This window comes from Streptomyces sp. NPDC012935 (genome assembly GCF_042900345.1).
GTDB lineage: Bacteria > Actinomycetota > Actinomycetes > Streptomycetales > Streptomycetaceae > Streptomyces.
In genome coordinates, this window is the sequence record NZ_JBIBBC010000005.1 from 151316 (window position 1) to 170965 (window position 19650).

A 19650-nucleotide genomic window follows, 5' to 3' on the forward strand; every position below is an offset into this window, starting at 1 on the left:
CGTCGCCTACAACAATCCCACCTTCCGCGGGGCGGCGAGCAGTACATGGTGCGGGGGCGGGGGGGGGGGCCCCCCCCCCCCCCCCCGCCTCGCCGTCTCCCTCGACCGGCGTCTCAGCGGTGCCCGTTGTGCCGGCGCCGCAACACCTGCGCGGCGACCACGGCACCCACGGCCGCTCCGGCGATCAGCACGGGGCGCGGATTGCGCAGTCCGGCCTGGACGACGCTGCGCACGGGGCGCGGCACGCTGTGCTCGACCACATGGCCCGCGTGGGTCGCCCTGCCCTGGACGGAGTGTCCGGCCTGGGTCGCCCGGTCCTGCACCGTGTGCCCGGCGTGCGTCGCCTTGTCCTGCACGACGTGTCCCGCCTGGGCCGCCCGGTCCTGCACGACGTGCCCGGCGCGTGCGGCCCGCTCCTGCACCACGTGCCCGGCCTGGGCCGCGCTGCTGCGCAGCTGCACGGTCATCGCGCCCGCCTTGTCCTTGAGGTCGGCGGCGCGCGCCAGGGCCCGGCCCTTCACATCCGCCTTCCCCGCCAACTCCGCCACGGTGTCGCCGAGTTCGCGGCGCGTCCGCTCGATCTGGCTGCGCAGCTCCTCGGGGCCCTTGGCCCCCGCGCGCGCCTTCGCCGCCGCGGACTTCCCCGCGGCAGCGGCCTTGGCGGCGCCCTTCTGCGCGGCCTTTGCGCCGCCCGTCGCCCCCGCCTTGCGGTCCGTCATCGGTGTGCCCTTTCCTTGATCTCCTCGACATCGGCCCTGACGCTGCCGAGGGCCTCCTTCGGCGTGGGGGGTACGGCGCGCCGCAGCCGGGCGCGGCCGGTCGCGGCCAGCAGACCGGCGAGGGCGAACAGGACGCCCGTCACGATCAGCGCCGCGGCCCACACGGGCAGCGTCAGCGAGAGTGCGGCGGTGGCTGCGGCGGCCAGGAACAGCAGCCCGGCGTACGCGACGGCGCCCGCCGCGCCGAGCAGACCGCCGCCCGTGCCGGCACGTCGGCCCTTCTCGGCCAGCTCCTCCTTGGCGAGGGCGACTTCCTGTCGTACGAGCCGGGAGAGCTGTTCGCCTGCCTGCCCTACGAGTTCGCTCACCGAGTGGTGCTCGTCGCGCACCCGCTCGGGGGTCGTGGACCCGGTCACGGTGTTCCGCCTCCTCTCGATCCGGAACACCCGGGTACCCGGTGCCGCCCCCGCTATCCCTTCCGTCCGCCGTCCGGTCCACGCCCGTCCAGCCGGGCCAGCTGGGCCTGGAACCAGTCGAGGCGGGCCTGCAACAGCGCGGCCTCCGCGGCCAGTTCGGGCACGCCGAGCTCATCGGCCACGGCGAGGCCGGCCACGGACGCGACGGACGCTCCTTCCCCGGCCACCACCCGCAGCCGCTCGCCGGCCAGCCTGGCGAACCCCGCGAGCGAGACGGACGTACGGCCGCGCAGACAGCCCGCGCAGGACGGGGCGAGCGCCCGCCAGCCGGGGCGGCCCCAGCCGGCGTCGGCCAGGGCGGTGGCGAGCGCACCGCAGGCGCACGGACCGGCCGTGGCGGTGCGTACCCGCTGACGGGCGTAGCGGAAGCCGCGCTCGAAGCGCAGGTAGCGGCCCAGCACGGTGACTTCGAGCAGTACGGCCGCCCGGTGCTCGGCCGTGCACAGCAGCGCCTCGGCCGCCGTGCGGTCGTGCACACAGTGGAAGCCGCAGTCGCAGCGGCGGTTCGGCGCCCGGTGCCGCAGGCCGTAGACGCAGGACGCGTCGGCCAGGACCCCGTACGGCAGCGCGCCGCCCAGCGACACACCGGTGAACCCGGCCCGGGTGCCGTCCTGGGACAGCATCGGGTGGGCGATCTTGTATCCGGTCGGCGGCTCCGTCGGGCGTTCCTCCGGAAGCCGCAGCCTCATCGGGCGACCGGGACCTCTTCGGACGCGGACGCTGCCTCGGCGACCTCGATCCCGGCGGTCTCCTGGGCGAGTTCGAACTGTTCGTCGCGGTCCTGCGGCCGTTCTTCCGCGACTCCGGTGGCGAGTGCCTTGCCGAGCTTCATGACGCCTCCCATGACCAGGGGTCGTTGACCGTCTTGGACATGGTGACCCATGACGTCCGGCTTTGGACATAGGGCAAGCCCCCTAGGGCAAGCCCCCACACGCTGAAGTCATGCTTATCAATATCCGGTAGAAGAATTAAGTGGAGCTACGACGTGACAGTGCCGAGACTATGACCATGACGACCGCCACCACCGCGGCCCCGCCCTTCGGCCGGGCCCTCTGCGCCATGATCACGCCCTTCACCGAGGCAGGGTCCCTCGATCTCGACGGCGCCCAGCGGCTGGCCGAACGGCTGGTGACCGAGGGCTGCGACGGGCTCGTGCTCTCCGGCACGACGGGCGAGTCGCCGACCACCTCGGACACCGAGAAGTCGGATCTGATCAGGGCCGTCCGGGAAGCGGTGGGCGACCGGGCGACGGTCGTCGCGGGCGTGGGCACCTTCGACACCCGGCACACCGTCGAACTCTCCCTGGCGGCCGAAAAGGCGGGCGCCGACGGCCTGTTGGTGGTCGCGCCGTACTACAGCAAGCCTCCGCAGGACGCCGTCGAGGCGCATTTCCGCGAGATCGCCGACGCGGCCGGACTGCCCCTCGCGCTGTACGACATCCCCGGCCGCACCGGCACCCGGATCGAGCCGGAGACGCTGATCAGGCTCGCCGAGCACCCCCGCATCGTCGCGGTGAAGGACTGCTCGTTCGACTTCCTCGGCGCCCAGAAGGTGCTCGCCCGCACGGAGTTGGCGTACTACGCGGGCTGCGACGAGCACAACCTCGCGCTCTACGCGGTGGGCGGCTCCGGCTACATCAGCACGGTCGCGAACGTCGTACCGTCCCAACTCCGTGCGGTCCTCGACGCGTTCGAGGCGGGCGACACCCCCGTGTCCGCCCGCCTCCAACAACGCGCCACGCCGCTCATCGAGTTGATGATGGCCGCGGGCCTGCCCGGCGCGGTCACCGCCAAGGCCCTGCTCAATGAGCTCGGCCTGCCCGCGGGCCCGGTCCGCGCACCGCTGCGGCCCGCCGGCCGGGCGGCGGTCGACGGGCTGCTGGCGGCCTACGAGGAGCTCACGACGGGTTGATCAACGCCGGGCGAAGACCGGCTCCCATCCCTGGCGTTTCTCGTCCTGGTCCGGCTCACGGACACCGCTCAGGGGTACGACCTTGTCGCTGCCGATCGTGACCAGCACGAGTCGGGGCCGGTACGCCTCCTCCAGACCGGTCACCCTCTCCCAGGCGATGAGTCGCCGGTCGTCGGCCCAGGCGAGCAGCTCAGCACCCCGGACCCGGGTGATCTCCTTACCGGTCCGCGGATCACTGACCTTGGAGTAGCTCCTGCCCGGGTTGCCGCCGACCTCCTGCGTCAGGCCGACGGCGGCGAGCTTGCCGTTCGGCGACAGACGCGCGTCGACGTCCGAGCGCAGGTACTTCTCGTTCGCCGGTGGCGCGACCTTGTTGCCCTTGAGGTCGTAGAACTGCTGGAGTCCGTCCTGAGTTCCGATGTACCGCGCGTACACGCGGTCGCCGGTCCGGCTGTACGCGAAGTCCTCACGGGCGTTGATGTCGGTCTCCGGCGCGACGGCACTCCAGGAGCCCATGCCGGAGGCCAGGTCGAGGTCGTAGAAGCCGGACCGGCTCGACCGGCCGTACTTGGACTCCCACTCCCACACCGGCCCGTCGTCGGTGATCATCTTCTCCTTGACGCGCAGATCGGGGTTCTCACCGTAGGTCGTCGCGACGAGCCTGCTCCCGTCGTGCGAGAAGGCGAGCCCGCCGACCCCGCGCTGGACCGAGATCCACCGATCGACCTTCCCCGTCGCGAGGTCGAGCAGACCGATCCGGTTCGCCGGCAGGTTGTGCTCCAGCACGGCTGCGGTCTTCAGGCCGGGGGCGACGGCGACGAAGGACCACCGGGTGTCCTTCTCGTACTTCCCGGTCTCCGGATCGATCAGCCAGTAGGTGCGCACCATGGCACCCCGCTTGTCGGTCTCGGCGCGGAATTCCGCCGTGGAGTAGGCGGCCAGCACCGTGTCCCCCGCACCGATCAGATCACGCGGCGGCGACTGGCCGGGCCGGGCGTGGACACCGCGCTCCTCCAGAACGCTCGCAGGGCGCGTGTCGTCCTTGCCGACGTCCAGCAGCGGCACCGCGACGCCGACGGCGACCACGGCCGCGGTGGCCGCGGCGACGGACGCGAGCCGCCGGGTGCGGCGGCGCCGGCGGGTGTTGAGCACCCGGTCGGCGAACCCCGGCCCCGCCGACCGCTGTTCGGTGGCCAGCTCCCGCAGGGAGTCACGCACGAGTTCCTCGACGTTCACGGACGCACCTCCACGGGTGAGAAGTCACGGGACGGCTGCGGTCCGGCGGCTGCCGGGCCGAGGGCTGCCAGCTCCGGTGCGAGCGAGCGCAGCCGGGCGAGCGAGCGGTGGGTCGTGGACCGTACGGTCCCCACGGAGCAGCCGAGGATGCGGGCCACGTCGGCCTCGGGCAGGTCCTCGAAGTAGCGCAGCACCAGTACGGTCCGCTGCCGCGCGGTCAGCCGCGCCAGCGCGCCCCGCATCAGCAGCCGCAGCTCGGCGGCGGACGCCGCATCCGGGCTCGCGCCGCTCTCGGGCAACTCGGCGACCGTGAGTTCGCGCCGGGGCCACTTGAGCCGCCAGCGGCTGATCTGCTGCCGGTACAGGACCTGCCGTACGTACGCCTCCGGCTCGTCGATGCGATGCCAGCGGTCGGCCGCCTTGATCAGGGCGTTCTGCAGAAGGTCCTCCGCGGCGTGCCGGTCGCCCCCGGCCAGCAGCACAGCCGTCCTCAGCAGCGCGGACGACCGATTCTCCACGAACTCCCGAAAGCTTTCCTGCGTTTCGGCATCCATCGTCACCTTCTCTTCCCCCGGCCGGGCCGGATGCCCGCCTCTCCTACCCCTTGTGACGCGTGCGGCGTGCTGCCGCTATGCCGGCGGCGCTGAAACGCGTGCACACACACGGCGGGGCCCGTACCGCCACCCTGTGCGGTACGGGCCCCGGCCACGCTCGCTGCGCTCAGCGACCCATCAGCCCCACTTGTACCCGTTGCCGAAGAGCAGGAAGTGCTCCAGCACATCCTCCATTGGATCGTCCACCTGCCCCACGTTGACCAGCCCGATGCGGGGCCCGTTGTGCGAGCCCGTGTTGGTCTCGTCGGCATACGCGGCCCCGGCCGGCAGCCAGCACGCCGCCCCCGCGGCCAGCGTGCCCACCACCATGCGCATTACGACCCTGGTCCGCGCACTCGTCTTCACTCGACCCACCATCGGTCCTCATCTCGTCGGTTCGGCGTGTGATCGGAAACTGCGTCGACCTGTTCATCTGCCTGGACCACAGTGAGGTCACGCGGAGTAACCCGTACGTGAGCGCGCCACGTCGGGCCACCGAACGACAAGCGCCCTCCCGCGAGCCGGGTGCGGCTGCGGGAGGGCGCTCGGGGACGGCGGCCCGAGGGGCGGTCGCCGTTAGTTGTGGCTGTGCAGGATCTCGTTGAGACCGCCCCACACCGCGTTGTTCGGGCGGGCCTCGACGGTGCCGGTGACCGAGTTGCGGCGGAAGAGGATGTTGGAGGCGCCGGAGAGTTCGCGGGCCTTGACGATCTGGCCGTCGGGCATGGTGATGCGGGTACCGGCGGTGATGTACAGGCCGGCCTCGACGACGCACTCGTCGCCCAGCGCGATGCCGACGCCCGCCTCGGCGCCGATCAGGCAGCGCTCGCCGATGGTGATGATCACGTTGCCGCCGCCGGAGAGCGTGCCCATCGTCGAGGCGCCGCCGCCGATGTCCGAGCCGTCGCCGACGACGACGCCGGCGGAGATGCGGCCCTCGACCATGGAGGTGCCGAGGGTGCCCGCGTTGAAGTTGACGAAGCCCTCGTGCATGACGGTGGTGCCCTCGGAGAGGTGCGCTCCGAGCCGGACCCGGTCGGCGTCGGCGATGCGCACGCCCTTGGGGGCGACGTAGTCCGTCATCCGCGGGAACTTGTCGATCGAGGTGACCTGGAGGTGCAGGCCCTCGGCGCGGGCGTTCAGGCGGACCTTCTCGACGTCGTCGACGGCGACGGGGCCGAGGGAGGTCCAGGCGACGTTGGCGAGGAAGCCGAACTGGCCCTCCAGGCTGAGGCCGTGCGGCTTGACCAGGCGGTGGGAGAGCAGGTGCAGGCGCAGGTACACGTCGTGCGCGTCGACCGGCTTCTCGTCGAGCGATGCGATGACCGTGCGGACCGCGACGACCTCGACGCCCCTGCGGGCGTCCGGCCCGATCGCCTTCGCGGCGCCCTCACCGATCAGCTCGACGGCCCGCTCGGCGGACAGCCGCTCGCTGCCGGAGGGACCGGGCTCGGCGACGAGCTCGGGCGCGGGGAACCAGGTGTCGAGAACAGTGCCGTCAGCAGCGATCGTGGCAAGGCCGGCTGCCACGGCGCCGGTGGTACGAGGAGCAGTCGTGTCGGTCATGAGGGCAACCTAACCGGCGGGGGGCCGCCCGGGCCAACCGGCGGGAGCGGCGTCTCAGGGTACGGGCTGTCCGTGGGCATCCGAGGCTGTCTGTCACAGCCGTCCCTGCCCGTCGTCCCTGGCCGGGTGCGGTCGGCCGCTGCGGCGGTCCTGCGCCGGCCGGCGGCCCGGCCCGACCCCGGCACCGGCCCCCACCCTGGCTCCGGCTCCGACCCCGACCCTGGCTCCGGCTCCGGCTCGGACCCCGCCCCTGGCTCCGCTCCGACCCGGCCCCGGCCCTTGCTCCGACCCGGCTCCGACCCCGACTCCGACCCCGGCCCTGGCTCCGGCTCCGACCCCGACCCTGGCTCCGACCCCGACCCCGACCCCGGCTCCGACCCCGGCTCCGGCCCCGGCTCCGACCCCGGCTCCGGCTCCGACCCGGCTCCGGGCAGCGAAGCCCGCTTCCGTCAGGAAACACGCGACCGGTCAGGGAATCGCGCCGCCGGCCAGAGCATCGCCCCGCTGCCAGAGATTCCGATCCCGCCCGGTGCGCGGTCGTCGAGGACACCGCGACCGGCGTCGTCGCGGAGGCGGAGGCCGCCGGCCCACACCCCACCGGGACTCACCCGGCACGCCCGGGAATCACCCGGCACGCCCGGGAATCACCCGCCGCAGCACCTCACACGCATACCCCTCGTCGTACGGCACCTCGGTCAGCAGCACCTGCAGACAGATCCCGTCCATCAACGCCACCAGCGCCCGCGCGGTGACCGCGTCCGTGCACCGGGACAGTCGGTCGGCGAGGTCCTGCGCCCACTCAGCGGCCACCGGGCGCAGGGCGGGACGGCGCAGGGCGGCGAGGTAGAGCTCGTACTCCAGCTCCACGCCCGTGCGGTCCCCCGCGAGCCACTCGCCCATCCAGCCGGCGAGTTCGGCGGCAAGGTCGGTGTCCGGGTCCGCCAGGCCGCCGCGCGAGGCGATCACCTTGGCGAAGCCCTCGTTGGCCTGGCGCAGGGCGGCGACCAGCAGATCGTCGAGCGTCTTGAAGTGGTACGTCGTGGAGCCGAGCGGCACGTCCGCCTCGGCGGCGGCGGTGCGGTGGCTCAGCCCAGCGATGCCCTTCTCCCCGACGACCCGGATCGCCGCGTCGATGATCCGCTGGCGCCGCTCGGGGTCGTAGCGACGGGGCATCAGTGCGCTCCTCCCAGGTTCAGCACCACCACGCCGGCGATGATCAGCGCGATGCCCGCTGCCTTGGCGGCCGTCATCCCCTCCCCCATGAACAGGATCCCGATGGTGGCGATGGCCGCGGTGCCGACCCCGGCCCAGATCGCGTAGGCCGTGCCCACGGAGACGGTCCTCAGTGTCTGGGCGAGCAGCGCGAAGGAGACGAGGTATCCGAGGGCGGTCAGCAGCGACGGCCAGAGCCTGCTGAAGCCGTCGCTGTACTTCATGGACGTCGTGGCGGCCACCTCGGCCGCTATGGCTCCGGCGAGCAGCAGGTATCCCATGTGTACGAGCGTACACAACGAGGGCGAGGATTGCGTACGGCCGTACACAACCACCCCGGCACACCTACGGATTCCGCGCCGCGAAGTGTCGCCGGGACGTCTCGATGTCCCCGAGGTACCGGTGGGTCCAGTCACACATGCCGTCGATGGTCACCCGAAGGGCCTGGCCCGGCTCGGTGAGGGTGTACTCGACGCGCGGCGGCACCGTGGGATGCACGGTGCGCTCGACCAGGCCGTTGCGCTCCAGCATGCGCAGGTTCTGGGTGAGCATCTTGTGGCTGATCCCGTCGACCTCGCCACGCAACTCACTGAAGCGCAGGGTCCGCTCCCCCAGCGCCTCGATGATCAGCAGAGCCCATTTGTTGGCAATGTCCGAGAAGATCTCCCGGGCCAGGGAGTCCGCGCGTGTCACGTCCGCCTGGTCCAGCGAGCCGCTGGACTGCTTGGTTCCCATGAGGTTCCCCAGTCACCAAAAAGTGCGTTCTTCCATGTCAGCGGCCACTCTCTTACGGTTTCCGAGTAACCACAAGAGAGCACGAGACGGAACGGACGGACCCCATGGCCATCACTTTGGTGAACCCGAGCGGACTGGTGGAGGTCGACGCCTACCACCAGGTGTCGATCGCGAGCGGCTCGAAGCTGGTCTTCGTCGCCGGGCAGGTCGCCTGGGACGCGGACGGCGTCGCGGTCGGGGCGGACGACCTCACCGCGCAGGTCGAGCAGTGCTATCTCAACGTCGGCACCGCCCTGGCCGCGGCCGGCGCCTCCTTCGACGACGTCGCGAAGCTGAACGTCCACGTCGTCGACTGGACCCCCGACAAGATGCCCCAGCTCATGGAGGGGCTCGCCCGGGCGGCCACCAAACTGGGCGTCACCGCCGCACCGCCCGCCACGCTGCTGGGCGTCGCGGCACTGGACGTACCCGAGCATCTGGTCGAGATCGAGGCCACCGCGGTCCTCGACTGAGCCCCTGAGCCCGCGACTTGACGGGCGCCGTCCGGGGCGAATGGGGCGGCCCCGAGTCAGCAGGTACGGCGGCGGTGGGCGTCCTCACCCGCCGGTACGACGTCCAGGTCACGCAGGACCACCGACAGCTTGTCGCCCCACTCCGCACACGCTGCGGCGAGGCCGTCCTGCCGGTACTCGATGTCGAAGACGCGGTCGTCGTACGCGTCCGCGTAGACGTCGCACTCGTCGTACTGTCCGCATTCCTCGGCCACCGCGAAGTCGAAGCCGATGCCACGCCCCTGTCCGGCCAGTTCCGCAGCGTTCTTCTGGCCGATCGCCAGGCCGGCGGCGTGGGCCCGGGCGGCGATCAACTTGCCGAATGCCACGTTGTCGTCGGCGGTCAGCAGACCGCCGGACCGCTCGTGCGAGTCGAGGTTGTCGGCCTCGACCGCCTGGAATCCGGCGGCGGCACAGCCGTCGATCCACTCCCCCACGACGTCGGCGAGCCGTTGGCGTTTGGCGGGTGTCGAGATGTCCAGGACGGCCTCGTCCCAGTCCCGGTCGACGACCAGCGAGTCGTCGGCGTCGCGCAGGAGCAGGTCGGGATGGCGGTCCTCCCACCAGTCCTCGGTGTCCGGCTGGGCCTGGAAGGCGTTGACGTAACAGATGTTGTAGACCCCCGGCGCCGGTTTCGCCGCGCGGTCGCGGGAGATCGCGCGTACGCCGGCGGGCGGCCGGTACGCCCCGCCGATCTGATAGTCGAAGGCGACGCCCGGCTCGGGCAGGACCACCTTCCCCGTACCGGCCGTGCCCGGGGCCGTCGGGGCGGTGGAGCGACCCGGCTCGTCGGCGTCACCACCGTCGGACGCCGCACATCCACCCGCGGCCACGGCGAGCGCACCGCACAGAGCTGCGGCCGCGAGCGCGCGGCGGAGGGCACGGGGGACGCGGTGGGCCATGATCCGGGGGCTCCTGTCGGTATGTGCTCGTGCGGTACGTGCTCGTGCGGTACGTGCTCGTGCGGTATGCGCTCGCGCGGTGTGTACTCGTGCGGTGCCGCTCGGCCATGATGCCTTGTCGCGGGACGGGCTCACCAACGCGACTCCAGCCAGCTGTAGTTGACTGACCATCAGCAATGACGCGAAAGGGCCGCCGACGTCCGGCACCCCATCCCCTCTCTCCCTGAAACAGCCTTGGAATCAATCTGGATACGGCTCGTTCCAAACAGCTGCTCGAGGGTCTCTGGGTCCACTAGTGTTTGAGCGTTCACATACCGGGCCTTCGCAGCCGCGGTCGTCGCCCCATGACGCCGCTGGGGGGAACAGCGCATGCCAGAAATCAAGTCCCGGCCGTCTCAGGACCACCCTTGGGAGAACGGCTGGGCTCCGGACACCTCCCGGGCTCCGGGGACGCGCCGTCTGTGGCTGGCGGGCGGGATGGCGGTGGCGACGATCGTCGCGTGCGCCACGGCAGTCGTCGTGATGGAGAGGGCACCTGACGAGCAGCCACGCTCGGCACCTGCCGACGAGAACACGACGCTCCCCGGCTTGATCTCCTTCGCCACGCCCTCGGAGACTCCTCCGAAGGGCAAGAGCGGCCTGTCGACAGCCGAGGCGACCACCAGGGCGCCTCGCCAACAGGACGCCGGCACACCCAAGCCAGCGCCGAAGCCGTCCAAGCCGTCCTCCCGCGAGGCCGGTTCGTCAGCCACCCCGAAGCCCCCGGCGGCAACGACCTGGCGATCCTTCCGCTCGGTCAACTACCCCGACCGCTACTGGCACGTGAGCAGCGGTTACGTGGCCCTGGACCCGGTCCGCGGTTCCGAATCCCGCGAGGACTCCACCTTCAAGCAGGTGACGGGCCTGGCCGACAGCTCCTGCTACTCCTTCGCCACGCACGACGGCACCTACCTCCGCCACCGCAACTTCGTGCTGCGCGCCGAACGCCACGACGGCTCCACCCAGTTCAAGCGGGACGCCACCTTCTGCCCCCGCGACTCCTCCCACGCCGGCGCGACGATGCTGGAGTCGGTCAACTACCCGGGCTACTTCCTCCGCCACAAGAACTTCGTCGTCCGCCTCGAACGCTTCGAGTACAGCTCCCTTTACCTGGCGGACTCCTCGTTCCGGGTGGTCAGCGGGCCGGCCTGAGCCGACCCCGGGTACGGGCACGTCAAAGCGGCGGCACCCGGAAGGTGCCGCCGCTTTGACATGCAATGGGGAGCCTCGGCCCCTGGATCAGACGTTGAACCCGAGCGCCCGAAGCTGCTCCCGCCCATCGTCCGTGATCTTGTCCGGCCCCCACGGCGGCATCCAGACCCAGTTGATGCGCAGTTCGTTGACGAGGCCGTCCGTGGCGGACTTGGCCTGGTCCTCGATGACGTCCGTCAGCGGGCACGCCGCCGAGGTCAGGGTCATGTCGAGCGTCGCGATGTTCGCGTCGTCGATATGGATGCCGTAGATCAGGCCCAGATTGACGACGTCGATACCCAACTCGGGGTCGACGACGTCGTACAGCGCCTCACGGACCTCTTCCTCCGAGGCCGGCTTCATCTCCACGGTGTCACTCATGCCGTCTTCCTTTCGGCGTCGGCGTCGCCCAGCGCCTGGGCCGTCGCGTCCTTCCACGCCATCCAGCTCAGGAGGGCGCACTTGACCCGGGCGGGGTACTTGGAGACTCCGGCGAACGCGACCGCGTCCTCCAGAACCTCCTCCATCGCGTCGTCGGGCTCCAGCTTCCCCTTGGACTGCATCAGCTCCAGGAAGGTCTCCTGGATCTTCTGCGCGTCGGAGAGGTTCTTGCCGACCAGGAGTTCGTTCAGTACGGACGCGCTCGCCTGGCTGATCGAACAGCCCTGGCCCTCGTACGAGACGTCCTCGATCTTCGTACCGTCGTACTTCACGCGCAGGGTGATCTCATCGCCGCACGTCGGGTTGACGTGGTGCACCTCGGCGTCGCCATCCCGCAAGCCCCGCCCGTGCGGGTTCTTGTAGTGGTCCAGGATGACTTCCTGGTACATCGAATCCAGCTTCATGCGATCGCTCGTCCCGTCAGCCGAAGAAGTTCCGGACGTGCTCCAGGCCGTCCACCAGAGCGTCGATCTCGGCCGGCGTGGAGTACAGATAGAACGACGCTCGCGTGGTCGCAGGAATTCCGTACCGCAGGCACACCGGGCGGGCGCAGTGATGGCCGACCCGGACCGCGATGCCCTGCTCGTCGAGGACCTGGCCCACGTCGTGCGGGTGGATGTCGCCGAGCGTGAAGGAGATCGCGGCGCCCCGGTCCTCGGCCGTGGTCGGGCCGATGATCCTGAGGTCGGGGACCTCCGCGAACCGCTTCACCGCGTACTCGGTGAGCGCGTGCTCGTGGGCGAGGATCTTGTCCATGCCGATCGAGTTGAGGTAGTCGATCGCCGCGCCGAGGCCGATCGCCTGGGAGATCGGGGGCGTGCCCGCCTCGAACTTGTGCGGGGCGGGAGCGTACGTCGACGAGTGCATCGACACGGTCTCGATCATCTCGCCGCCGCCGAGGAACGGGGGCAGGTCCTCCAGCAGCTCCTGGCGGCCCCACAGGACGCCGATGCCGGTCGGGCCGCACATCTTGTGGCCGGTGAAGGCCACGAAGTCGGCCTGGAGCGACTGCACGTCCAGCGGCATGTGGGGAGCGGCCTGCGAGGCATCGATGCACACCAGCGCGCCGACCTCCTGCGCGCGGCGCACTATCGCCTCGACCGGGTTGAGCGTGCCCAGGATGTTCGACACCAGCACGAAGGAGACGATCTTCGTCTTCTCCGTGATGATCTCGTCGATGTTGGACAGGTCGAGACGGCCGTCGTCGGTCAGGCCGAACCACTTCAGCTTCGCGCCCGTGCGCTGCGCGAGCAGCTGCCACGGCACGATGTTGGAGTGGTGCTCCATCTCCGTGATGACGATCTCGGTCTCGTGGTCCACCCGGTAGGGCTCGTCGGCCCAGCCGAGCATGTTGGCCACGAGGTTCAGCGACTCGGAGGCGTTCTTGGTGAAGATCACCTCGTCGCGGCTGGGCGCGTTGATGAACTCCGCGACCTTGTCGCGCGCGCCCTCATACAGCGCCGTGGCCTCCTCGGCGAGGACGTGCACGCCACGGTGGACGTTGGCGTTGTGCTGCTCGTAGTACTCGGAGAGCACGTCGAGCACCTGGCGCGGCGTCTGCGAGGTCGCCGCGTTGTCCAGGTACACGAGCTTCTTGTCGCCGTGGACGACGCGGTCCAGGATCGGGAAGTCCTTGCGGAGCGCCTCGGTGTCGAGGAGGCCCGGCAGCTGTGTCACGCGGATGCGCCACCCTTCACGTACTTGTCGTAGCCCTCGGCCTCGAGCTGGTCCGCGAGCTCCGCTCCGCCGGACTCGGCGATACGGCCGTTCGCGAACACGTGCACCTGGTCGGGCTTGATGTAGCGCAGGATGCGCGTGTAGTGGGTGATCAGCAGGGTGCCGACCTCGCCGGTCTCGCGGACCCGGTTCACGCCCTCGGAGACGACGCGCAGGGCGTCGACGTCCAGGCCGGAGTCGGTCTCGTCGAGGATGGCGACCTTCGGCTTGAGCAGCTCCAGCTGAAGGATCTCGTGGCGCTTCTTCTCACCGCCGGAGAAGCCCTCGTTGACGTTGCGCTCGGCGAAGGACGGGTCCATGTTGAGGCGCTCCATGGCCTCCTTGACCTCCTTCACCCAGGTGCGCAGCTTGGGGGCCTCGCCGCGGATGGCGGTGGCGGAGGTGCGAAGGAAGTTCGACACGGACACACCCGGGACCTCGACCGGGTACTGCATCGCCAGGAACAGGCCCGCGCGGGCGCGCTCGTCGACGGACATCTCCAGGACGTCCTCGCCGTCGAGGGTGACGGTGCCGGAAGTGATCGTGTACTTGGGGTGACCCGCGAGGGAGTAGGCGAGGGTCGACTTGCCCGAGCCGTTGGGGCCCATGATGGCGTGCGTCTCGCCCTGCTTCACGGTGAGGTCGACGCCCTTGAGGATCTCCTTCGTGGCGTTGTCGGCCTCGACGGTGACGTGCAGGTCTCGGATTTCAAGCGTTGCCATGGGTGCCTCAGGACTCCTGGGTGAGGGAGACGAGCACGTCGTCCCCTTCGATCTTTACGGGGTATACGGGGACGGGGCGCGTCGCGGGAAGGCCGGACGGCTTGCCGGTGCGGAGGTCGAAGCTGGAGCCGTGCAGCCAGCACTCGATCTGGCAGTCCTCCACCTCGCCCTCGGAGAGCGAGACGTTCGCGTGGGAGCAGATGTCGTGGATCGCGAACACCTCACCCTCGGTCTGCACGACCGAGACCGGCGTGCCGTCGAGTTCCACCCGCTTCGGGGTGTCCTCCTCCAGCTCGCTCAGCCCGCAGGCGCGTACGAAAGCCATCAGACCGTGGCCTCCAGCTCCTCGTCGATCTTCACGAGGAGGCGATCTTCGATGTCGTCGACGCCGATCTGCTGGACGAGCTCGGCGAAGAAGCCGCGCACGACCAGGCGACGGGCCTCGTCGGCCGGGATGCCGCGGGCCATCAGGTAGAAGAGCTGCTCGTCGTCGAACCGGCCGGTCGCCGAGGCGTGGCCGGCGCCGACGATCTCGCCGGTCTCGATCTCCAGGTTCGGCACGGAGTCGACGCGGGCGCCGTCGGTCAGAACCAGGTTGCGGTTCATCTCGTAGGTGTCCGTGCCCTCGGCCTTGGCCTCGATCAGCACGTCGCCGATCCACACCGCGTGCGCGTCGTCGCCCTGGAGCGCGCCCTTGTAGGCGACGTTCGACTTGCAGTGCGGGGTGTTGTGGTCGACCAGGAGGCGGTGCTCCTGGTGCTGGCCGGCGTCCGTGAAGTAGAGGCCGAAGAGCTCGGCCTCGCCGCCGGTGCCGGCGTAGGCGACGCGCGGGTGGAGGCGTACGAGGTCGCCGCCGAAGGTGACCACGAACGACTTGAAGGTGGCGTCCCGGCCGATCAGCGCGTTGTGCTGGCCCACGTGCACGGCCTTGTCGTCCCAGTCCTGGACGGAGACGACGGTGAGCTTGGCGCCGTCGCCCAGGATGTAGTCGACGTTGGCGGCGAGCACCGCGTCACCGGTGTGGTCGATGACGACGACGGCCTCGGCGAAGGCTCCGAGCTCCACGACCTGCTGGCCGTAGGCGACCCCGCCCTCGCCGTGCACGGCGATGCGGATCGGCTCGGTGAGGACCGTCTCCTTGGGGACGGTGATCACACCGGCCTTCTCGAACGCCGAGTACGCCTGGGCGGCGACGCGGTCCACGGGCGTGCCCGCCTTGCCGAGGCGGGCGTCGTCGCGGCCGACGGTCTCGACGGTGACGCCCTCGGGGGCCGCGACGGTGACCTGGAGGCCGTCGCCGGTCGCCACGGCGGTGCCGTCGTGCAGCCCGCGCAGGCGCTCCAGCGGGGTGAACCGCCACTCCTCCTCGCGGCCGTGCGGGACCGGGAAGTCCGCCACGTCGAAGGAGGGGGGCGCGCTCATGCGCGTGGCGACGGTCGACTCGGCGGCCACCGCGATCTGGCCCGCGGTGGTGGAGCCCACGGGGATGTTCTGAGCCTCAGCCATGGCTGTCGGTCTGCTCTCTTTCCTACGTCAGATTTCGCTAGCTGCTTGTCCGGAGACCGGTCTTAACCGACCGCGCCTTCCATCTGCAGCTCGATCAGCCGGTTGAGCTCGAGGGCGTACTCCATGGGCAGTTCCTTGGCGATCGGCTCGACGAAGCCGCGCACGATCATCGCCATCGCCTCGAACTCGCTCAGACCGCGGCTCATCAGGTAGAAGAGCTGGTCCTCGGAGACCTTGGAGACGGTCGCCTCGTGGCCCATGGACACGTCGTCCTCGCGGACGTCCACGTAGGGGTACGTGTCGGAACGGGAGATGGTGTCGACGAGCAGCGCGTCGCACAGCACGTTGGACTTCGAGCCGTGGGCGCCCTCACCGATCTCGACCAGACCGCGGTACGAGGTACGGCCGCCACCACGCGCCACGGACTTCGACACGATGTTGGAGGAGGTGTTCGGCGCCATGTGGACCATCTTGGAGCCGGCGTCCTGGTGCTGCCCCTCGCCCGCGAAGGCGATGGACAGGGTCTCGCCCTTGGCGTGCTCGCCCATCAGGTAGACGGCCGGGTACTTCATCGTCACCTTGGAGCCGATGTTGCCGTCGATCCACTCCATGGTCGCGCCCTCGTAGGCGACTGCGCGCTTGGTGACCAGGTTGTAGACGTTGTTCGACCAGTTCTGGATGGTCGTGTAGCGGCAGCGGGCGTTCTTCTTGACGATGATCTCGACGACCGCGGAGTGCAGCGAGTCCGACTTGTAGATCGGGGCGGTGCAGCCCTCGACGTAGTGCACGTAGGCACCCTCGTCGACGATGATCAGGGTCCGCTCGAACTGGCCCATGTTCTCGGTGTTGATGCGGAAGTAGGCCTGGAGCGGGATCTCGACGTGCACGCCCGGCGGCACGTAGATGAAGGAGCCGCCCGACCACACCGCGGTGTTCAGCGACGCGAACTTGTTGTCGCCGACCGGGATGACGGTGCCGAAGTACTCCTTGAAGAGCTCCGGGTGCTCCTTCAGGGCCGTGTCGGTGTCCAGGAAGATGACGCCCTGCTCCTCCAGGTCCTCGCGGATCTGGTGGTAGACGACCTCGGACTCGTACTGGGCCGCGACACCGGCGACGAGGCGCTGCTTCTCCGCCTCGGGGATGCCGAGCTTGTCGTACGTGTTCTTGATGTCCTCGGGCAGGTCCTCCCAGGACTCCGCCTGCTTCTCCGTGGACCGCACGAAGTACTTGATGTTGTCGAAGTCGATGCCCGAGAGGTCCGAGCCCCAGTTCGGCATGGGCTTCTTGTCGAACAGCCGCAGACCCTTGAGACGGAGCTTGGTCATCCAGTCCGGCTCGTTCTTCTTCCCGGAGATGTCACGGACGACGTCCTCGCTCAGACCACGCTTCGCAGAGGCGCCGGCTTCGTCGGAGTCGGCCCAGCCGTATTCGTACTTGCCCAGACCCTCGAGCTCAGGGTGGGCAGTCTCCTCGATGGGGAGAGTCATGCGGGGTTCCTCCCGGCCTTGCTTGCAGATGCGTTATCGGTGGTGTGGGAAATCTTTGGGATGAACGTCGTGCAGACGCCGTCGCCGTGCGCGATGGTCGCCAGTCGCTGGACATGCGTTCCGAGCAGCTCGGCGAAGATCTCCGTCTCCGCTTCGCACAGCTGGGGGAACTGCTCCGCGACATGAGCCACCGGGCAGTGGTGCTGGCAGAGCTGCTCGCCTTTTTGAGGGAGGGGTGCGCTGCGCGCCGTTGCAGCGTACCCGTCTGCGCTCAGGGCCTTGGCCAGGGCTTCGGTGCGCTTGTCCGGGGTGGCCGCCTCGATCGCCTGGCGGTACGCACTCGCCTGGGCTGCGATCCGGGCGCGGGCGAAGGCGGCGACCGCCTCACTCCCGCCCTCGCGCTCGGCGATCCATTTCAGGGCGTCCACGGCGAGCTTGTCGTACGACTGGTCGAAGGCGTCGCGGCCGCAGTCGGTGAGCGCGAAGACCTTGGCGGGACGGCCACGCGTGCGCGTGCCGTACACCCGCTGTTCCTTGGCCTCCACGACATCGTCCGCGACCAGCGCGTCCAGATGCCTGCGCACGGCGGCCTGGGTGAGTCCCAGCCGGCCGGCCAGCTCGGCGACGGTCGACGGCCCGTGGTCCAGGATGGATCGCGCGACCCGGTTGCGCGTGGAGCGCTCCCCGGTCGCGAGCTCCTCCTGAGGGGTTCCCATAGGGGTCTCCCGAGCCTCGCCGACGTTTTTCACAACGCCATTGTTGCGTAATTCCTCAAAGGCAGGCAAGCCACGCCCGGGCGCCTGGCGGGTGCCCTGCGTCACTTAGGCATACCTAATCTGACCTGCGGAAACGATCATTGATCGATCAAATCGCTGGCGTCGCGGGGCTCTCTGCGGGACACTCCCGAAACATGTCGACACCCCCTCCGACCGGCCCTCTTGTCACTCGGGACACCCTCGCGGCACAACTGCGCGAGCTAGGGGTCCAAACCGGTGAAACCCTGCTCGTGCACTCCTCGCTCAGCGCCCTCGGCTGGGTCTGCGGAGGTGCCGTCGCGGTCGTCCAGGGACTGCTCGACGCGCTCGGTCCGGACGGCACCCTGGTCGTCCCCACCCAGACCGGTGACCTCTCGGACCCGGCGGTGTGGAGCAACCCGCCGGTGCCCGAGGAGTGGTGGGACACGATCCGGGCGACCATGCCCGCCTACGACCCCCTCGTCACGCCCGCGCTCGGGGTGGGCGTGATCCCGGAGACCGTCCGGGCCTGGCCGGGCGCCCTGCGCAGCGCGCATCCGCAGACGTCCTTCGCCGCCGTCGGCCCGCGCGCGGCGCAGATCACCGAGGGCCACGCCCTCGACTGCCGGCTCGGCGAGCGCAGCCCGCTGGCCCGGCTGGAGGCGCTCCACGCGCGTGTGCTGCTGCTCGGCGCGGGTTACGCGACGTGCACCAGCTTCCATCTCGCCGAGTACCGGATACCTTCGCCGCTGGTGAAGGTCGGCCGACCGGGGCCCGCGGGCTGGGAGGTGGTGACCGAGGTGTCGATCACCTCGGACCGGTTCGACGAACTGGGGCGCGACTTCGACCGGGACCGTCCCGTCGTACGGGGAAAGGTGGGCGCGGCCGAAGCACGGCTGTTCCCCGTGGCGGACGCGGTGGCGTACGCGGAGCGGTGGCTGGAGATGCACCGGCCCCGGGCGCAGGAGATGTGAACCCGGCCGTTCGGGTTACCGGCCGCGTACCTAGACTCTGGAGCCATGCGAACTGAGCCCGTGGTCCAAGTCCAGGCCCTGGTGAAGCGGTACGGCACGAAGACCGCGGTGAACGGCCTCGACCTGGTGGCCCAGGCGGGCGTGACCGCCGTGCTCGGACCCAACGGCGCGGGCAAGACGACGACCGTCGAGACCTGCGAGGGATACCGGAGGCCGGACTCCGGCTCCGTGCGGGTCCTGGGCCTGGACCCGGTGCGACAGTCTGGCGCCCTGCGGCCCCGGATCGGCGTGATGCTCCAGTCCGGCGGTGTCTACTCGGGCGCGCGGGCGGACGAGATGCTGCGGCATGTCGCCAAGCTGCACGCGCACCCCCTGGACGTGGACGCCCTCATCGAGCGGCTCGGTCTCGGCAGCTGCGGCCGGACCACGTACCGCCGTCTCTCCGGAGGTCAGCAGCAGCGGCTCGCGCTCGCCATGGCAGTCGTAGGCCGTCCGGAGCTGGTGTTCCTGGACGAGCCGACCGCCGGGCTCGACCCGCAGGCCCGCCGCGCGACCTGGGACCTGATCCGGGACCTGCGCACGGACGGCGTCTCCGTCATCCTCACGACCCACTACATGGACGAGGCCGAGCAGCTCGCCGACGACGTCGCGATCATCGACGCGGGCCGGGTCATCGCCCAGGGCTCCCCCGAGGAGCTGTGCCGCGGCGGCGCCGAGAACACCCTCCGCTTCATCGGCCGCCCGGGCCTGGACGTGGGCTCCCTCCTGAAGGCCCTGCCCGCCGACTGCACGGCCGCGGAGCTGACGCCGGGCTCGTACCGGGTCGTCGGCAAGGTCGACCCCCAGCTGCTCGCGACGGTGACGTCGTGGTGTGCGCAGCACGGGGTGATGCCGGAGAAGATCTCGGTGGAACGGCACACCCTCGAAGACGTCTTTCTG

General features: G+C 70.2%; 25 protein-coding genes. 5 read left to right on the forward strand and 20 right to left on the reverse strand.

Annotated elements, in window-relative coordinates:
* Positions 1-113: 113 nt before the first annotated feature.
* From ACFY5C_RS14870 to ACFY5C_RS14885, 4 genes are read right to left on the reverse strand one after another with little or no spacing between them, the layout of a single operon-like run.
* Entirely contained in the window at positions 114-719 is a 606-nt protein-coding gene (locus tag ACFY5C_RS14870) for a DUF3618 domain-containing protein (protein WP_389444395.1), read from the reverse strand.
* Positions 716-1135, reverse strand: a complete 420-nt coding sequence (locus ACFY5C_RS14875; protein ID WP_389444397.1) for a phage holin family protein — start codon at positions 1133-1135, stop codon at positions 716-718. Before ACFY5C_RS14875 ends, ACFY5C_RS14870 begins: the two co-directional genes overlap by 4 nt.
* Before the next feature lie 53 nt (positions 1136-1188).
* Complete coding sequence (locus ACFY5C_RS14880) at positions 1189-1884, reverse strand: hypothetical protein (protein WP_389444399.1); 696 nt, start codon at positions 1882-1884, stop codon at positions 1189-1191.
* A complete protein-coding gene (locus ACFY5C_RS14885) occupies positions 1881-2027 on the reverse strand; it encodes a hypothetical protein (RefSeq protein ID WP_389444401.1) in 147 nt (48 codons plus the stop codon). Before ACFY5C_RS14885 ends, ACFY5C_RS14880 begins: the two co-directional genes overlap by 4 nt.
* Positions 2028-2203: 176 nt before the next feature.
* Here ACFY5C_RS14885 and dapA point away from each other — a divergent pair, with 176 nt between their 5' ends.
* Positions 2204-3106 carry a 4-hydroxy-tetrahydrodipicolinate synthase gene (dapA, locus tag ACFY5C_RS14890; RefSeq protein WP_389444403.1) on the forward strand — a complete coding sequence of 301 codons (903 nt, stop codon included), beginning with the start codon at positions 2204-2206 and terminating at the stop codon, positions 3104-3106.
* Here dapA and ACFY5C_RS14895 read toward each other — a convergent pair whose 3' ends face one another.
* The 7 genes from ACFY5C_RS14895 to ACFY5C_RS14925 all read right to left on the reverse strand — a co-directional run bounded on the left by ACFY5C_RS14895 (position 3107) and on the right by ACFY5C_RS14925 (position 8448).
* Positions 3107-4342, reverse strand: a complete 1236-nt coding sequence (locus ACFY5C_RS14895) for a YncE family protein (protein ID WP_389444405.1) — start codon at positions 4340-4342, stop codon at positions 3107-3109.
* Positions 4339-4896, reverse strand: coding sequence for a SigE family RNA polymerase sigma factor (locus ACFY5C_RS14900; protein ID WP_389444407.1), 558 nt, complete (start codon positions 4894-4896; stop codon positions 4339-4341). The genes ACFY5C_RS14895 and ACFY5C_RS14900 overlap by 4 nt, the downstream gene beginning before the upstream one ends.
* A gap of 177 nt (positions 4897-5073) precedes the next feature.
* Positions 5074-5313: a hypothetical protein gene (locus tag ACFY5C_RS14905; protein WP_389444409.1), complete on the reverse strand. Its 240-nt coding sequence runs from the start codon at positions 5311-5313 to the stop codon at positions 5074-5076.
* A gap of 198 nt (positions 5314-5511) precedes the next feature.
* Positions 5512-6501, reverse strand: coding sequence for a 2,3,4,5-tetrahydropyridine-2,6-dicarboxylate N-succinyltransferase (gene dapD / locus ACFY5C_RS14910; RefSeq protein ID WP_389444411.1), 990 nt, complete (start codon positions 6499-6501; stop codon positions 5512-5514).
* Positions 6502-7125: 624 nt separating this feature from the next.
* Entirely contained in the window at positions 7126-7674 is a 549-nt protein-coding gene (locus tag ACFY5C_RS14915; RefSeq protein WP_389444413.1) for a TetR/AcrR family transcriptional regulator, read from the reverse strand.
* Positions 7674-7994 (reverse strand): multidrug efflux SMR transporter, encoded by a 321-nt coding sequence (locus ACFY5C_RS14920; RefSeq protein WP_362378471.1) that lies wholly within the window; start codon positions 7992-7994, stop codon positions 7674-7676. The genes ACFY5C_RS14915 and ACFY5C_RS14920 overlap by 1 nt, the downstream gene beginning before the upstream one ends.
* Positions 7995-8058: 64 nt before the next feature.
* Positions 8059-8448, reverse strand: coding sequence for a winged helix-turn-helix transcriptional regulator (locus ACFY5C_RS14925; protein WP_389444415.1), 390 nt, complete (start codon positions 8446-8448; stop codon positions 8059-8061).
* Positions 8449-8552: 104 nt separating this feature from the next.
* On the opposite strand from ACFY5C_RS14925, the gene ACFY5C_RS14930 reads away from it, so the two are divergent.
* Complete coding sequence (locus ACFY5C_RS14930) at positions 8553-8960, forward strand: RidA family protein (protein ID WP_389444417.1); 408 nt, start codon at positions 8553-8555, stop codon at positions 8958-8960.
* A 56-nt stretch (positions 8961-9016) separates the two neighbouring features.
* Here the strand turns inward: ACFY5C_RS14930 and ACFY5C_RS14935 are convergent, their stop codons facing one another.
* Complete coding sequence (locus ACFY5C_RS14935) at positions 9017-9901, reverse strand: endo alpha-1,4 polygalactosaminidase (RefSeq protein WP_389444419.1); 885 nt, start codon at positions 9899-9901, stop codon at positions 9017-9019.
* Positions 9902-10270: 369 nt separating this feature from the next.
* Between ACFY5C_RS14935 and ACFY5C_RS14940 the strand changes: the two genes are divergently transcribed.
* On the forward strand, positions 10271-11092 hold the full coding sequence (locus ACFY5C_RS14940) for an AbfB domain-containing protein (RefSeq protein WP_389444421.1): 822 nt from the start codon (positions 10271-10273) through the stop codon (positions 11090-11092).
* Between the two features lie 87 nt (positions 11093-11179).
* Here ACFY5C_RS14940 and ACFY5C_RS14945 read toward each other — a convergent pair whose 3' ends face one another.
* From ACFY5C_RS14945 to ACFY5C_RS14980, 8 genes are all read right to left on the reverse strand, one after another.
* Complete coding sequence (locus ACFY5C_RS14945; RefSeq protein WP_328428541.1) at positions 11180-11512, reverse strand: metal-sulfur cluster assembly factor; 333 nt, start codon at positions 11510-11512, stop codon at positions 11180-11182.
* Positions 11509-11976: a Fe-S cluster assembly sulfur transfer protein SufU gene (sufU, locus tag ACFY5C_RS14950; protein ID WP_389444423.1), complete on the reverse strand. Its 468-nt coding sequence runs from the start codon at positions 11974-11976 to the stop codon at positions 11509-11511. Before sufU ends, ACFY5C_RS14945 begins: the two co-directional genes overlap by 4 nt.
* Before the next feature lie 16 nt (positions 11977-11992).
* Complete coding sequence (locus ACFY5C_RS14955; protein ID WP_328882425.1) at positions 11993-13249, reverse strand: cysteine desulfurase; 1257 nt, start codon at positions 13247-13249, stop codon at positions 11993-11995.
* Entirely contained in the window at positions 13246-14010 is a 765-nt protein-coding gene (sufC, locus tag ACFY5C_RS14960; RefSeq protein WP_328428538.1) for a Fe-S cluster assembly ATPase SufC, read from the reverse strand. The genes ACFY5C_RS14955 and sufC overlap by 4 nt, the downstream gene beginning before the upstream one ends.
* A 7-nt stretch (positions 14011-14017) precedes the next feature.
* Positions 14018-14335 (reverse strand): non-heme iron oxygenase ferredoxin subunit, encoded by a 318-nt coding sequence (locus ACFY5C_RS14965; RefSeq protein WP_031057580.1) that lies wholly within the window; start codon positions 14333-14335, stop codon positions 14018-14020.
* Positions 14335-15516, reverse strand: a complete 1182-nt coding sequence (sufD, locus tag ACFY5C_RS14970) for a Fe-S cluster assembly protein SufD (RefSeq protein WP_389444426.1) — start codon at positions 15514-15516, stop codon at positions 14335-14337. The genes ACFY5C_RS14965 and sufD overlap by 1 nt, the downstream gene beginning before the upstream one ends.
* Positions 15517-15578: 62 nt before the next feature.
* Entirely contained in the window at positions 15579-17003 is a 1425-nt protein-coding gene (sufB, locus tag ACFY5C_RS14975) for a Fe-S cluster assembly protein SufB (RefSeq protein WP_383597130.1), read from the reverse strand.
* The gene (locus ACFY5C_RS14980; RefSeq protein WP_389444429.1) at positions 17000-17752 is read right to left on the reverse strand and encodes a helix-turn-helix transcriptional regulator; all 753 of its coding nucleotides are present in this window, start codon (positions 17750-17752) and stop codon (positions 17000-17002) included. The genes sufB and ACFY5C_RS14980 overlap by 4 nt, the downstream gene beginning before the upstream one ends.
* Before the next feature lie 161 nt (positions 17753-17913).
* Here ACFY5C_RS14980 and ACFY5C_RS14985 point away from each other — a divergent pair, with 161 nt between their 5' ends.
* Positions 17914-18711, forward strand: coding sequence for an aminoglycoside N(3)-acetyltransferase (locus ACFY5C_RS14985; RefSeq protein WP_389444431.1), 798 nt, complete (start codon positions 17914-17916; stop codon positions 18709-18711).
* Positions 18712-18756: 45 nt separating this feature from the next.
* A partial coding sequence (locus ACFY5C_RS14990; RefSeq protein ID WP_389444433.1) for an ABC transporter ATP-binding protein occupies positions 18757-19650 on the forward strand: 894 nt, incomplete at its 3' end.